This window comes from Metasolibacillus fluoroglycofenilyticus, from assembly GCF_003049645.1.
GTDB lineage: Bacteria > Bacillota > Bacilli > Bacillales_A > Planococcaceae > Metasolibacillus > Metasolibacillus fluoroglycofenilyticus.
In genome coordinates, this window is sequence record NZ_PYWK01000001.1 from 1,718,956 (window position 1) to 1,732,400 (window position 13,445).

The 13,445-nt window shown below is 39.4% G+C and carries 13 protein-coding genes; 7 read left to right on the plus strand and 6 right to left on the minus strand.

What is annotated here, in order from left to right; genetic code table 11:
• Positions 1 to 17 precede the first annotated feature (17 nt).
• The gene (locus C9J36_RS08025) at positions 18 to 998 is read right to left on the minus strand and encodes a tyrosine-type recombinase/integrase (RefSeq protein ID WP_107942759.1); all 981 of its coding nucleotides are present in this window, start codon (positions 996 to 998) and stop codon (positions 18 to 20) included.
• Between the two features lie 309 nt (positions 999 to 1,307).
• Here C9J36_RS08025 and C9J36_RS08030 point away from each other — a divergent pair, with 309 nt between their 5' ends.
• Entirely contained in the window at positions 1,308 to 2,096 is a 789-nt protein-coding gene (locus tag C9J36_RS08030; protein ID WP_066163047.1) for an enoyl-CoA hydratase/isomerase family protein, read from the plus strand.
• A gap of 23 nt (positions 2,097 to 2,119) precedes the next feature.
• On the opposite strand, the gene C9J36_RS08035 is transcribed toward C9J36_RS08030, so the two are convergent.
• Positions 2,120 to 2,935, minus strand: coding sequence for a hypothetical protein (locus C9J36_RS08035; protein WP_066163043.1), 816 nt, complete (start codon positions 2,933 to 2,935; stop codon positions 2,120 to 2,122).
• 307 nt (positions 2,936 to 3,242) lie between these two features.
• Between C9J36_RS08035 and C9J36_RS08040 the strand changes: the two genes are divergently transcribed.
• Positions 3,243 to 4,223, plus strand: a complete 981-nt coding sequence (locus tag C9J36_RS08040; RefSeq protein WP_066163041.1) for an S-layer homology domain-containing protein — start codon at positions 3,243 to 3,245, stop codon at positions 4,221 to 4,223.
• Between the two features lie 174 nt (positions 4,224 to 4,397).
• Positions 4,398 to 5,555, plus strand: a complete 1,158-nt coding sequence (locus C9J36_RS08045; protein WP_107942760.1) for an aminotransferase class I/II-fold pyridoxal phosphate-dependent enzyme — start codon at positions 4,398 to 4,400, stop codon at positions 5,553 to 5,555.
• A 103-nt stretch (positions 5,556 to 5,658) separates the two neighbouring features.
• On the opposite strand, the gene C9J36_RS08050 is transcribed toward C9J36_RS08045, so the two are convergent.
• Both C9J36_RS08050 and C9J36_RS08055 read right to left on the minus strand, forming a co-directional pair.
• Entirely contained in the window at positions 5,659 to 6,885 is a 1,227-nt protein-coding gene (locus tag C9J36_RS08050; protein ID WP_107942761.1) for an AI-2E family transporter, read from the minus strand.
• 142 nt (positions 6,886 to 7,027) lie between these two features.
• Entirely contained in the window at positions 7,028 to 7,966 is a 939-nt protein-coding gene (locus C9J36_RS08055) for an LCP family protein (protein WP_107942762.1), read from the minus strand.
• A gap of 552 nt (positions 7,967 to 8,518) precedes the next feature.
• Between C9J36_RS08055 and msrA the strand changes: the two genes are divergently transcribed.
• The 4 genes from msrA (at position 8,519) to C9J36_RS08075 (ending at position 10,632) form a co-directional block, all read left to right on the plus strand.
• Positions 8,519 to 9,037 carry a peptide-methionine (S)-S-oxide reductase MsrA gene (gene msrA / locus C9J36_RS08060; protein ID WP_107942763.1) on the plus strand — a complete coding sequence of 173 codons (519 nt, stop codon included), beginning with the start codon at positions 8,519 to 8,521 and terminating at the stop codon, positions 9,035 to 9,037.
• Positions 9,038 to 9,051: 14 nt separating this feature from the next.
• Entirely contained in the window at positions 9,052 to 9,765 is a 714-nt protein-coding gene (locus C9J36_RS08065) for an AzlC family ABC transporter permease (protein ID WP_066163023.1), read from the plus strand.
• Positions 9,762 to 10,088, plus strand: a complete 327-nt coding sequence (locus C9J36_RS08070) for a branched-chain amino acid transporter permease (protein WP_107942764.1) — start codon at positions 9,762 to 9,764, stop codon at positions 10,086 to 10,088. The genes C9J36_RS08065 and C9J36_RS08070 overlap by 4 nt, the downstream gene beginning before the upstream one ends.
• 238 nt (positions 10,089 to 10,326) lie before the next feature.
• Complete coding sequence (locus C9J36_RS08075; protein ID WP_066163015.1) at positions 10,327 to 10,632, plus strand: MafI2 family immunity protein; 306 nt, start codon at positions 10,327 to 10,329, stop codon at positions 10,630 to 10,632.
• Between the two features lie 148 nt (positions 10,633 to 10,780).
• On the opposite strand, the gene recQ is transcribed toward C9J36_RS08075, so the two are convergent.
• Complete coding sequence (gene recQ, locus C9J36_RS08080; RefSeq protein WP_066163012.1) at positions 10,781 to 12,550, minus strand: DNA helicase RecQ; 1,770 nt, start codon at positions 12,548 to 12,550, stop codon at positions 10,781 to 10,783.
• Positions 12,551 to 12,580: 30 nt separating this feature from the next.
• Positions 12,581 to 13,435, minus strand: coding sequence for a hydroxymethylglutaryl-CoA lyase (locus C9J36_RS08085; RefSeq protein WP_107942765.1), 855 nt, complete (start codon positions 13,433 to 13,435; stop codon positions 12,581 to 12,583).
• Positions 13,436 to 13,445 lie beyond the last annotated feature (10 nt).

Sequence of the window (13,445 nt, forward strand, 5' to 3'; positions counted from 1 at the left end):
TTTTTAATTATAGCATTTTACTTGGGTTTTTCCATCCGTGCTGCTCGTTCCTGCAATACCCCTTTTCGTGCATAGCCATATTTTTCGTATAAATCCTCAATGTCTTGCAGTGTATTGTCCATATCCTGCTTAATGGCTGTGTAACGAACATTTGTCGTTGTAACAGAAAAACCTACTTGCTGTGAGACGTATGAAAATAAACGCTCAATCGTTTTAACAGTAATTGGCTCTCCTAATTTATTGCCTAAGCCAAGCCAAATATAATCTACCTCCTGTCCAATAGGAAGTTGTTTTAGCGTTTCCTCCTTATAAAACTGAAGCACATCTAATAACGCCGGCTGTAATGGCAAATCTCGATAGCTTCGTTTCGTTAAAATACGAATAAAATCATTGTGCACATGCGACCACTTCATCCGCACTATCTCACTTGATTTAATACCAAACTCAGCAATAACACGCATAATTGTATAATTGCGTAATGCCATCCAGCTTATATCCTTCTGCTCCGCTGTTTCATAGGAAGTGAGCCAAACATGTAGCGCTTGTCGAATTTGCCGTGCAGATAATGTTTGTAATTCCTTTTTCTCAAATGGCAAGGGGCTAAATAAATCATCAGCAAATAATGGGATTACTTCCCTAGCTTGTAAAAAGTGTATAAAGCTTTTTAAGCTAGCTAACTTACGATTTACACTTTGAATTGAAGTGTAATGCAGTTGTAGCCACTGCCGATATGCTTCAATAAGCTCTACTGAAATGATTTCATACTTCTGTTCCTTCATAAATTTCACAAACTGTGCACAATCTAAGCTATACTGCTTCACTGTGAAATTGGATTTCGACTGACCTGCTAAAAATGCTTTAAAACGAGGGATATAAATCGAATAATCTCTCATAATCAGCTCTCCTTGTTGGATTTGGCGTAAAGTAGCTGGTGTTTTGTAAATATTTGATGCGTCAAGTATATTATTTTCTATGAAAAGTGTCGTATAATATGCCATTTATGAAACACATAATCTAGACGGAATGTTTGTTCTCATTATATAAAAGGTTGCTTTATTATTCAACCATGCATATGCTACAAGCAATTACGCCATGGCGTAGTGATTTTTGTAGAAGTAGCCTTACTTTTCAGTATAAAAATTATTTGTCCTGCGGTTACTCGTCGCAAAAAAATTCTACAAGACATTAATTGCAAAACCTTCGTTCAATATAACGTGTATTCATGCTTTTATGCGTTATTTCGTACTTTCCTCTTATTTTAAGCTATACTTTCATTAATTCAATATGCAGAAATGGAGGGTTGACCTATGCAAATTCAAACAGTGCGACTACATGAAGAGGACGCAAAAATTATTTATCAGGAAACAGCTGGTTTGGCTATTATTACAATCCACCGACCACAGGCCAAAAATGCACTAACAGCAAAAATGTGGCGAGAGCTAGCCTCCCTTGCCTCACAATCATTACAAAACCCTAAAAATAAAGTGCTTATATTGCGTGGGGCTGGAGAAAATTTTTCCGCTGGCTCAGACATTAAAGAATTTCATACGATGTCACTTGATGAGGCGGAGCAAGCCTTTGTCGAAATGGAGAAAACGATTTCGACTGTGGAACGTCTGCCTCTTCCCGTGCTTGGTGTTATTAATGGCCCTGCGATGGGCGCAGGCTTAGAGCTAGCACTTGCCTGTGATATCCGTATCGGCTCTGATAAGGCGAAAATGGGTATTCCTGTTGGAAAATTAGGCATTACGTTAAATAATCGCTTTGCCAAACGCCTTGTAGACTTAGTAGGTCCTTCTGCCACGAAGGATTTTGTTTTCACAGGACGTACCTATAAAGCGGAAGAAGCATTTCAGTCAGGCATGCTTAATTATTTAGTGGCTGAAAAAGATTTGACAAAATTTATGATTCGCGTAGGTAAGCTTGTTGCTGGCATGTCACCCGACTCATTGCTAGCGGTAAAACAAGCCGTTCAGCAATGCACAGAATCTACACCCGCTTTATGGCAGGACTCTACCCCATTCGTTTCCCCAAATGATTTTGCTGAAGGTGTACGCGCCTTCGTGGAAAAACGTCAACCCCAATTTACACGCTAATTCTAATGTGAGGCTGTCTATTTCTAGACAGCCCCAGCACCTTTTATCCCTTTTACAGCTAAAAAGATTCGCTCAGGCTCTAGCTCAAATGTTCGTTGAAAGGCTTCAACAATTTCTTGTTGCAAGCCGCGCAGCTCGGTAATGACATCATAATGAATGGGCCCCTTTAAAACGAGTGTTGCGCTAATTTTAGGAATTGACGCTATATTAAATTGAATTTTTTCCACATGTGCCACTATCGGACTTTTCCCTATAATATGCTGCAATACATCGCGATACACTTGCTTATGAATAGTTAGTGTTTCATAATGAAAATCAGGCTGAACAATCGTCGTTTCACCAACCTTAACAAGATTCCCTACAAAAATCGCACGACCTTTACGTACAAGGCGTTTAAAAAAGTTTTGCTCCACTTGCTCATACGGAATTGGCATAACATGTTGTCCTTTCGTTTGGCGAATAAAGCGGGCGATTTGAATTTCACGAGCAGACCGAATATTTTCTACATAGTAAAAATGAACAATCTGTCCAAGCTGTAATTGCTTAGCGATTTTTTTTGTCATTTTATCTGATGTACCGATAATTAACACCGATGAAAGCTTGGCATCTTTTATCGCAGCTTGTACTTCCTGTCGATGTGCTTCATCTTCAAAAATAGCCCGTCGCACTGCTGTTATTGTATTTTTTTCGAATTTTGCACTCGTTCCTGCTCGCCTTTTGCCATTTATAATAAGCAGGCCATCATCTATAATGCCTTCAATCCCTTTTGTATATGCAAAATGCAAGGCAGATGTACTTTTCCCCGTACCACTTGGTCCGCTTAAAGAGTAAACCTTCATTCGCTCTCCCCCTCCTTTAAAGAATTCTATTTCACATGAACTAAGTTCAAAACCCCCATTTCACTTTATAAAAAATATACACTATTTTTTACGATAATCAATTGCGGCTTAGCTAACTCTAGTCTGGATTCAATCGGTAGCGGGACACTTGCTGAAAGAAGCTAAAATCAATAGATGATAGGATTTGTAGAAAAAAAGAAAAAAAGCGTTTATTATAAATGTATTGGGCTTCTTCAACTCATATAGAAAATTACCATTTCTATCGCAGTATTTCATCTATCATTTCAATGAAGAGAGGTAATTGATTATGAAAAAAATAAACTTATTTATCAGTGCTACTATTGCAGCTACTATTGTGACAGCGCCAATACAAACAGAAGCAGCTACTAAAAAGTTTAGCGATGTTTCACCGAAAAATGATTATTATGACATCATTACAGAGATGACCGCTAAAGAAGTAATTACTGGCTATCCAGACGGAACATTCAAACCAAATGAATTGATGACGCGCAAGCATGCGGCAGCTTTAATAAGCCGTGCATTTCCTACACTTCCAGTATATTACAAAGGGATTTCTTTAACCGATGTAAGCAAGGACAATCCTTACTACAAAGATATTAGACGCGTATTAGAAGCAGATATTATTCAACATGTCGATAATTTTGATTTTAGACCGAATGATATTATTACACGAGGCGAAATGGCACGTGCATTAGCGCTAGCCTACAATCTAACAAGCAATGATAAGAAAAGCCCATTAACGGATGTTTCGCCGCAGCTCGCTTCATATGTGGATGCCTTATATGCTAATAATATTACAACAGGCTTTGAGGACAAAACATTCCGTGAAGATAAAGGGCTGACACGTGTACATTTCACTGTTTTTATGTACCGCGCAGCAGATGCCATTGAAACGAGTGAGGCAATTACTTTTGCGGATTCTAGCAAATTTTCTAGTATGCAAGAAGCAGATTTTCAATATCCTGCAAAATATAAAAATGCGACAGAAGCAACGACAGCCTCTAAAAATTCAGCAGAAAAACTATTTGCCAAAGACAAAAGCTATGAAACAGCCTCAGTTATGCTACAAAATGCCAAGGAATATAATGCGTTTATAGAACTTGCTCAAAAGTCATTCAATAAAACTGCGCAACAATTAGATGAAATACTTTATCAAGTTTATTATACTGGCATAGCCGAAAATCTTGAAACGCAAGACAATCAGCAATGGGTGTTATGGTATGATTATAATGAGAATAAACTAATAAGAGCATTTGTAAAAGAATAACAAAGCGCTGGGCGTGCCTAATAATTCATTTTGGGGCACGCCCAGTGTTCTTCCCTTTAGCGATATATTCTCGTTTAGAAGTATATATACTATTTTCTGAATTCTCGAAATACAAAATGTCTTGTTTGTGCTACAATGAATTGAAGTTTTTAACAGGTTAAAGGAGTGTTCTTTTTGAATATTGAGCCATCATTAAAAATGTCGCTATTTACAGAGGCGATTTTTGGGAAATTAAAAGCATTTGCAGCACAGCAGCAGCAAAAAGGTATGGAAATTATCGATTTAAGCTTAGGCAGTCCAGATATTCCCCCTGCTCCTATGCTGCTTGAACATATGGCACAGCTAGTAGCCAAACCACAATCGTATCGTTACACATTAACAGGTGTACAGGCTTTCAACGAGGCTGTTTGTCGCTACTATGAAAGAGTAAACGGTGTTACGCTTGATGCACAAACAGAAGTTGTACAAACGATGGGCTCACAGGAAGGATTAGTCCATTTACCAATTGCCTTTTGCAACCCTGGTGATATCGTCTTAACAACGAACCCAGCGTATGTCGCATACGATGCGGGCATTCATCTAGCAGGTGCAACGCCCTATTATATGCCACTTACAAAGGACAATGGGTATTTGCCAGACTTAGCTAGTATTCCAAACGACATTGCAGACAAAGCTAAGCTACTTATTTTAAACTTACCGGGCAACCCTGTACCGGCAATGCCTTCTGAGCAATATTTTGAGCAAGTTGTGGCATTTGCTAAAAAGCACAATATCATCGTTTTACACGATGCGGCTTACTCTGAATTTTATTTCACTGGGAATGCTGCGAGAAGCTTTTTAGCAACACCGGGTGCAAAAGAGGTCGGCTTAGAAATTAATTCTTTATCAAAAAGCTTTAGCCTTGCAGGTGCACGCATTGCTTATATTGTAGGCAATGCAAATATGATTGGCATTGTTAAGCAGCTTAAATCAAATTTAGATTTTGGTATTTTCGAGCCGATTCAGCTAACTGCTGCACTCGCCCTAGACCATGCAGAGGAAATTACGGCAAGCTTACGCACGACATTTGCAGAGCGACATCGTGTATTAATGACTGGGCTTCAGCAAATTGGCTGGGAGGTAGCACCTTCCAATGGCGGAATGTTCGTCTGGGCAAAGCACCCATATAAGATGACAAGCGAGGAATTCGCCTTTAAAGCCATTGAAGATACTGGTGTTGTGATGGTTCCTGGCACCGTATTCGGTAATGCTGGCGAGGGGTATATGCGCCTAGCACTTGTACAAGATGTAGAATTACTAGCGCAAGCTGTTGAAAAGCTTCGCGCTATCTAATTAGGTCTACCTTAAGCATGTTTTAGCGAATATTTAATATAGAAGACGGGGCTGTTCGAAAAATGTTTATTTTTTCGAACAGCCCCTTTTATGATGAAATTCGCTACTCCTCGTACATATCCTCTTCAGTCGTTTGGAAACGATTGTAGCGCTTTTTAAACACTTGATAAATATGTGTTACTAGCACTTTAATTAACGCATAAGCTGGTATCCCTAAAATAACACCTGGAACGCTGAATAAGGAGCCTGCTGTTAATAACACGAAAATAATAGTAATTGGATGGATGCTCAATGATTTGCCCATAATTTGTGGCGAAATAAACTTCCCTTCAATTAATTGTACAATCGTCCAGACAGCCGCAAGCTTTAAAATCATAAACGGTGAATCAGAGACAATAGCAATAATTGCAGCAGGTGTAATCGCAATAACAGGGCCTAAATATGGTACGACACTCGTCACCATCGCCAGTACCCCTAACAGTAATGCATAGTCTAAGCCGATAATTAGGAAGCCGATTGTTACCATCGCCCCAATGCAAATAGACACTAAAATTTGCCCTTGAATATAGGAGCTGATTTGCTTGTCCATATCGTGTAATACTTCACCTACGAATTTTCGCATGCTCGGCGGAGTAAGACGCACGATAAACTTCGGCATTTTTTCGCCCTCATATAATAAATAAAACAAGATGAATGGCACTATAACAAGTGATAGCACAAGACCTGTCAAAGCAGAAACAAATCCGGTAATTCCCGATGCAACACTTGTAGCAAAGCCTGTTGCCAAATCCTTTACTTGCGTCACGATATCATCCGTCAAGCTTGTAATCATTTGATCGTAATCAAAATTAATTCTCGCAAAGTATTCATCTAGCCGTGAATTATTCAGCCATGAAACAATATTTTCAACAAATGCCATAAAATACGCTGGAAACTCATTCATTAAATTTGTGAACTGGTCGCGTAAAAATGGATAAATTAATACGATTGTTAATGCTAAAGCACCGATTGCAACTAAATAAATAATTAAAATCGCCCATATTTTAGAAATATTCCATCGCATTAATAAACGTAAAAATGGTCGTGTTAAATAATACAGTATAACGCCAAGCACCCCTGGCAAAATAACGACCTCAAATAATACACGAAGTGGCTGGAAAATAAATGAGATTTTATCATAAATAAAAATAACACAGCCGACAATTAACAAGATAAGAAGTAAGAACAATAAGTTTTTTCCGCCTAAAAAGCGGATGAAACGTGTCGAAAAAAAATTCGAAGTTTCTTGCGGTAGCTGCTTATTTTGAATATTTGTTTTTCCCTGCTCCAAAAAACCACCCCTGCTAATTGTCAAATTTTAAGAAAATTGCTACAGCACAAGCTTATCCTAGATGCTGTTCAAACATTAAACATACACTTTCTTATTTTTCAAAAAAGATATCTGTGCAGCTATTCTAGCATGAATTAGCTGCTTATTTCATCTGTAAAAACTCATGTAGCAAAGCTTGATTTTGCTGCTGATCGATTTCTAAAACAGAGCCTGCATGCTGATACGAGTTAAATGTATATGTTCCCTCGACAGGAATCGTCATTTTTTCGATTTCTACGCCACCACCTGCTGCTATAGATAGCGCTATTTTTAACTCCTGTGCAGATGTTAAATCGGTAGTCATATAGCCTTGTGCTGCACCGATAAATTTCGGTAAATTTTTGGCATTTGCTGGTGATAATAGCTCACTCTTTAATGCATCCATCACCTTTTGTTGACGAGCAACACGCCCAAAATCACCTTCTGCATCTTGTCTAAAGCGTGCATAGCCTAACAATTCCTTGCCATTTAGCTGCTGCGTACCTTGCTTTAATGAAACTCCAATATATGCCGACATATCCTTTTCGACATCCATCGTAATACCATTTGGCGCTAAAATATCAATTAGCGCTTCAAAACTTTTAAAATCAATGACTGCATAATGATGAATAGGCACTTCAAACATTGCATTCAACGTATCTTTTAATAATTGCACACCGCCTAAGTAGTAGGCTGTATTCAGCTTATAGGATTGATAGCCCGGAATGTCTGCATAAATATCACGCATAAATGAGACAAGCTTTATATCATTCGTGTCGTGATTCCATGATAATAGCATCATCGTATCTGTACGCGACTTCTCCTCTCCTCGACTATCGACACCTAAAATTAAAAAATTTTCAATCTCTCCTTTTTTTGCATCCGCTACAAAGTCTTGCTCAGGCAGCTTTGTTTCACTTGCAAGATTTTGTCCACTGCGATATTGCTGAACACTATAAGCAACTGCTCCTAATAGCAATGCGATAATTATTAGAAAAATAAACCTTCCTGTACGAAATTTTTTTCGTTTATGTCGTGTTTGTCGTCGTTCAAGCTGCTCCATAAAATTCTCCTTTAGTGTCGTCCGAAAGGCGGATACTTCGCACTGCTTTTTGGACGTTTTATTAATATTTCATTAGAATCACTCACTATTTAAAAAGTAAGTAACTCGTTTTAAAAACTATAAACTCTTAAACTAACAGCATTCTTTTAAATTTAAAATAAATGAAAGCTTTTTTCACTGAACCAAAGATGCGTTAGTCTATTCGGACAGTCCTCCCTTATTATACTGTTTCCGTACAAATTTTAACATCTTTCAGCAATCTTTTCTGCGACGAGTAAACGCAGGAGCACATCTTTTTTGCGACGAGTAACCGCAGGATAAGGAGGCAAGTACAAAATTTAAAATTTTTTGAAAAAGTTGCTAGGTTTGCTGTTTTCAATCATTTCAAACAATCTATTTTCCTTTTTGAAATGGTCATATTTTTAATAAAACAAAACGAATCTTCTGAAAAGAAATTTACTGTCCTCCTTTACAGACGTCCTACCAGTTCAAAAGGTTGTCGATAGTTTTTCACGCATGATACAATACAGGCTATGAGAAGGAGGAATATAGATGGAAAAAGCAACATTTGCCGGCGGCTGTTTTTGGTGCATGGTTAAGCCTTTTGAAGAGTGGGACGGCATACATAAAGTAACAAGCGGCTATATGGGTGGTCATATTGATAATCCAACATATGAAGATGTGAAGGCTGGACAATCTGGTCATTTAGAGGTTGTTCAAATCGAATTTGATCCAAGCATATTTAGCTATGAACGACTGCTTGAAATTTACTGGATGCAAATTGATCCGACAGATGCAGGCGGGCAGTTTCATGACCGAGGTGAATCTTATTCAACAGCGATTTTTACACATAGCAAAGAGCAGCGTGAGCAGGCAGAAAATTCGAAGGCGGCTCTTGCGGCAAGCAGCCGCTTCAGCAAACCAATCGTCACAGCCATTCGAGACGCAGCAACTTTCTATGAAGCTGAGGATTATCACCAAGATTACTATAAAAAAGAATCGCAGCATTACAAGGAAGACCGCGCAAAATCAGGGCGCGATGAATTTATTAACACACATTGGCAAAAGTAAAGGATGTGGCTACTTTGAACAGCACAAACGCAACACGTGCTGCGCTAAAATTCGCGTTTCCCCAAACGGTTCCCATTTTAGCGGGCTTTTTATTTTTAGGCATCGCCTATGGAATTTTTATGAATTCTCTAGGCTTCCATGCCATTTATCCGATTTTAATGAGCCTCTTTATTTTCGCAGGCTCAATGGAGTTTGTGGCAGCGAATCTACTGCTTATTTCCTTTAATCCACTTAGCGCCTTTTTCTTAACGCTAATGGTCAATGCAAGACATTTATTTTACGGTATTTCAATGTTAGATAAATATGGTCAGTCTGGTCATAAAAAATGGTATCTCATATACGGTATGTGTGATGAATCTTTTGCTATCAATAGCACGCTGAATATTCCGAATAATCTTGATAAGGGAAAGGTCATGCTATTCGTCACACTGTTAAATCAAATTTATTGGGTGGCTGGTGCAACAATTGGAGGTGTTTTCGGTTCGTTCATTACCTTTAATACAGAGGGCTTGGAATTTGTAATGACCGCTCTATTCGTCGTTATTTTTTTAGAACATTGGTTAAATACAAAGCAGCACTATAGTGCAATGCTAGGACTCTTGCTATCGGCGATTTCGCTAGCCGTTTTCGGTGGTGAACGCTTTATCATCCCTGCAATGCTGGCGATTTTAGGTGTTTTAACACTACTTCGTCCAACATTACAAAAGGAAAAGAGGACTGCCCTATGACAATTACACAGCAAATTATAACAGTAGGGGTCGTTGTAATTGGTACGATGCTCACACGTTTTTTACCCTTTTTCATTTTCCCAGCTAATAAACCGACTCCCGTCTACATCCAATATCTTGGCAAAGTGTTACCTGCTGCCGTTATCGGTATGCTCGTTATTTATTGCTTTAAAGATGTCAGCTTTTTTTCTAATCGTCATGGATTGCCTGAAATTTTAGCGGTAATTCTTGTCGTCTCCCTGCATCTTTGGAAAAGAAGCATGCTATTATCTATCGCAGCAGGCACATGCTTCTATATGGTACTTGTGCAGTATGTCTTTTAGGAGGCAGAAATCTGAAAAAGCTACAAACAGGGGAAACATTTAAAATCACTGATAGCAAGGAGCTGTCCCAAAATGACTTTTCAGACGGCTCCTTGCACTAAGAATAGTGACAGCTCTTGGTTACTACCACAAATTTAGCGAAAAGCGCTAATGTGGTAGGTACATATTAACCATAGTTGCCAGCAGTCAATTGAAGGACATTGATTGATGGCATTTTTGATAAGGAGATTCTTTCATAATGAAGCTTATTAACCCTCATACCGAGCTTATGTTGAGTGCACAGAGAGCTCTATTTTTAGCCATTACCAAAAATACAAAAGCCATTTACGCTAAAATCGAGAATAACCATTTAATATGGAAAGTCTTTTTTGATGAAGAGCCTTCAGAAAATGAAAAAGACTTATTAAGTATTGCAGCGACAGAAGTAATAGCAGATTTCCCAGATATTATTTCATGTGAGGAGCATTTTCTTCATCACCCTGCACCGATTAGTTTCAAAAATGAAGTCTACTATCATTGGCCCTATGCAAGACTAAATGATTAAAATTAAAACCATATGACAGCGAATTTTCACTCGCGTCATATGGTTTTCAGTTAACATAATAATATTATTTATATAAATTTGTAATTGCAGCTGGATATGATGTTCTTATTTTAGCAGGCGTTTGGACACTAGCAGCAGCCTAAAGAAACTAAACATTCGCCGTCTCAAACATGATAATCGCTTCAATAAATTGTGCACCGTATTTTTTAAGTTTGCTCTCCCCTACGCCACTAATCGCTAAAAATTCCACTTCATTTTGCGGGCGTTTTGCACACATATCATGCAATGTTTTATCTGAAAAGACAACAAACGGTGGCACGCCTTCTTCTTTAGCAATCACCATACGTACGGCTCGAAGCTCTTCAAATAGCGGGTCTTTATCATGGGCAACTTGCACAGAGGATGCTTGTCTGCGATAAACGCGTTGCTTGCCTAGCAATACCTCTTTGCCTCGTTCTGCGACAAAAATTGTCGGAAATTGCCCGTTACTAACAGCGATTAATTGCTCTGCAATTAAAAACTCGATAAAGTTAGCCACATCCTTTGCTGACATTGCCTTTAAAATACCATATGTCGGCAATCTATCAAAGCGCAGCTCACTTACCTTTTTATTACGGGAGCCTGCTAGCACCTGTGCTGTAATTGTTTTACCAAATTTTTGCCCCATACGCACAATACAAGATAAGACCTTTTGCGCATCCTCTGTTACATCTTCTTTCGGTCGTGTATCTGCACAATTGCTACATTGCCCACAAGCTTCAGCATCTTTCTCCCCAAAATACTCGATAATATAGCCCTGTAGGCAGCTTTCTGTGTGACAATAATCGACCATTTGCTGCAGCTTTGTGAGCTCCATCGGGATGCGAGTTCTGTCCTGAGCTTGATCAATTAAAAAGCGCTGTGTCTGCTCATCACTAGAGGCATATAATAAAATGCATTCACTTGGCAAGCCATCCCGTCCTGCCCGTCCTGCCTCTTGATAATAGCTTTCCATATTTCGTGGCATTTGGTAATGTAACACGAAGCGCACATTTGTTTTATTAATCCCCATTCCAAATGCATTTGTCGCCACCATCACTTGTGCCTCATCACGTAAAAAGCGATTTTGCTCCTGCGCGCGTGAAACCTCATCCATGCCACCGTGATATTTTGCTACCCGCACGCCCATTTTTACAAGCTGCTCGTACAATGAATCAACGGATTTTCTTGTTGCGGCATAAATAATACCAGCTTCATTCCTTGCATTTTTTAAAAACTCTTTCACATACGCATCCCTGCTAATAGCAGACTGCACAGAAAAACGCAGATTATCTCTGGCAAAGCCTGTAATAAAGGTATGCTCATCCTGAATCGATAGCGTCCCTCGAATATCCTCACAAACTGCTGGCGTTGCAGTAGCAGTTAAGGCAATAACGGTTGGGCGCTCTGGCCAAAGCTGTAAAATGTTGTGGATATTGCGATAGCTCGGACGAAAATCATGCCCCCATTGCGAAATACAGTGTGCTTCATCGACAGCGATGAGCGGCACTTTAATCGTCGCTAATGTTTGACAAAAATAATCATTGTCTAGGCGCTCTGGTGCAATATAAAGCATTTTTATTCGACCATTGCGCACATCGCGTAAAACATCTTGCACTTCCTCCATCGATTGGGAGCTATTTAAAAAGGCTGCAGGTACACCACTTGCGACTAGCATATCGACCTGGTCTTTCATAAGCGAAATAAGCGGCGAGATAACGATAGTCGTTCCTTCTAAAGAAAGTGCTGGAATCTGGTAGCAAAGTGATTTTCCACCCCCTGTCGGCATCACAACGAGCGTGTCTATCCCATCCAACACTTGTGCGATTGCCTGCTCCTGACCTATGCGAAAGGATGCATAGCCAAAATATGTTTGTAAATGCTTTTTTGCTTCTTGCATCTTCAAAACTTTCAACAAACCTCCCTTAGTTTACATAATAATTTTATGTGCATATTTGCTTGTAGCAAGTAATTTCTCTTCATCAATGCCTGTTGCAATGCCCATTTTATGCATGAGCTCTACTAGCTTATTTGTCGATATATTGCCTGTTGCACCTGGAGAAAACGGACAGCCACCTAACCCACCAACTGAGCTATCAAAAGCTGTAATTCCTGCCTGCAGCGCGGCAATGGTGTTGGCGTAAGCGAAGCCATTTGTATCATGGAAATGAGCGATAAATTTAGTATTCGGATAATCCTCTCGCAATCTAGTAAAGCGCTCATAGACAATTTTTGGCGTTGCTTGACCATTTGTGTCCCCAATGGAAATCTCATCAACACCATGCTGGACAAAATGGCTTACAACACGTGCTACTTGCTCGTATGAAATGGCGCCTTCATACGGACAGCTAAAGCACATCGATACATAGCCACGCACGAATAAACCTTGCTCTTTAGCTATGCGAAACATTTCTTCACATTCCTGCAAAGAATCAGCAATAGAGCGTCTAATATTGCGCTCATTAAAAGTTTCACTCGCTCCGACAAAAACGGCAATTTGCTGTACCCCTGCTGCCAATGCCATTTCTAACGCTTTCATATTCGGTGTCAATACGAGAAAATCAAGACCCAAGCTTTTCGAGAAAGCAACAATTTCTTGCGCATCCGCCATTTGTGGTACAGCCCTTGGATGTACAAACGAAGCCGTTTCAATGCGTCTTACCCCTGTTTTAACAAGCTGTTCAATTAGTTTCTTTTTTTGCTCTGTCGGCACAAATTGCGCTTCATTTTGCAAGCCGTCTCTCGGTCCTACCTCAGTTATTTCTACCATTTTCGGAAAATGCATAGTTTCCCCA

Bases quoted from the DNA above. Each gene is read 5' to 3' on its own strand.
- C9J36_RS08030 (WP_066163047.1), top strand. From the start codon at position 1,308: ATGCAAATTCAAACAGTGCGACTACATGAAGAGGACGCAAAAATTATT.
- C9J36_RS08040 (WP_066163041.1), top strand. From the start codon at position 3,243: ATGAAAAAAATAAACTTATTTATCAGTGCTACTATTGCAGCTACTATT.
- C9J36_RS08025 (WP_107942759.1), bottom strand. From the start codon at position 998: ATGGCATATTATACGACACTTTTCATAGAAAATAATATACTTGACGCA.
- C9J36_RS08075 (WP_066163015.1), top strand. From the start codon at position 10,327: ATGAAGCTTATTAACCCTCATACCGAGCTTATGTTGAGTGCACAGAGA.
- C9J36_RS08055 (WP_107942762.1), bottom strand. From the start codon at position 7,966: ATGGAGCAGCTTGAACGACGACAAACACGACATAAACGAAAAAAATTT.
- C9J36_RS08085 (WP_107942765.1), bottom strand. From the start codon at position 13,435: ATGCATTTTCCGAAAATGGTAGAAATAACTGAGGTAGGACCGAGAGAC.
- recQ (WP_066163012.1), bottom strand. From the start codon at position 12,550: ATGCAAGAAGCAAAAAAGCATTTACAAACATATTTTGGCTATGCATCC.
- msrA (WP_107942763.1), top strand. From the start codon at position 8,519: ATGGAAAAAGCAACATTTGCCGGCGGCTGTTTTTGGTGCATGGTTAAG.
- C9J36_RS08070 (WP_107942764.1), top strand. From the start codon at position 9,762: ATGACAATTACACAGCAAATTATAACAGTAGGGGTCGTTGTAATTGGT.
- C9J36_RS08035 (WP_066163043.1), bottom strand. From the start codon at position 2,935: ATGAAGGTTTACTCTTTAAGCGGACCAAGTGGTACGGGGAAAAGTACA.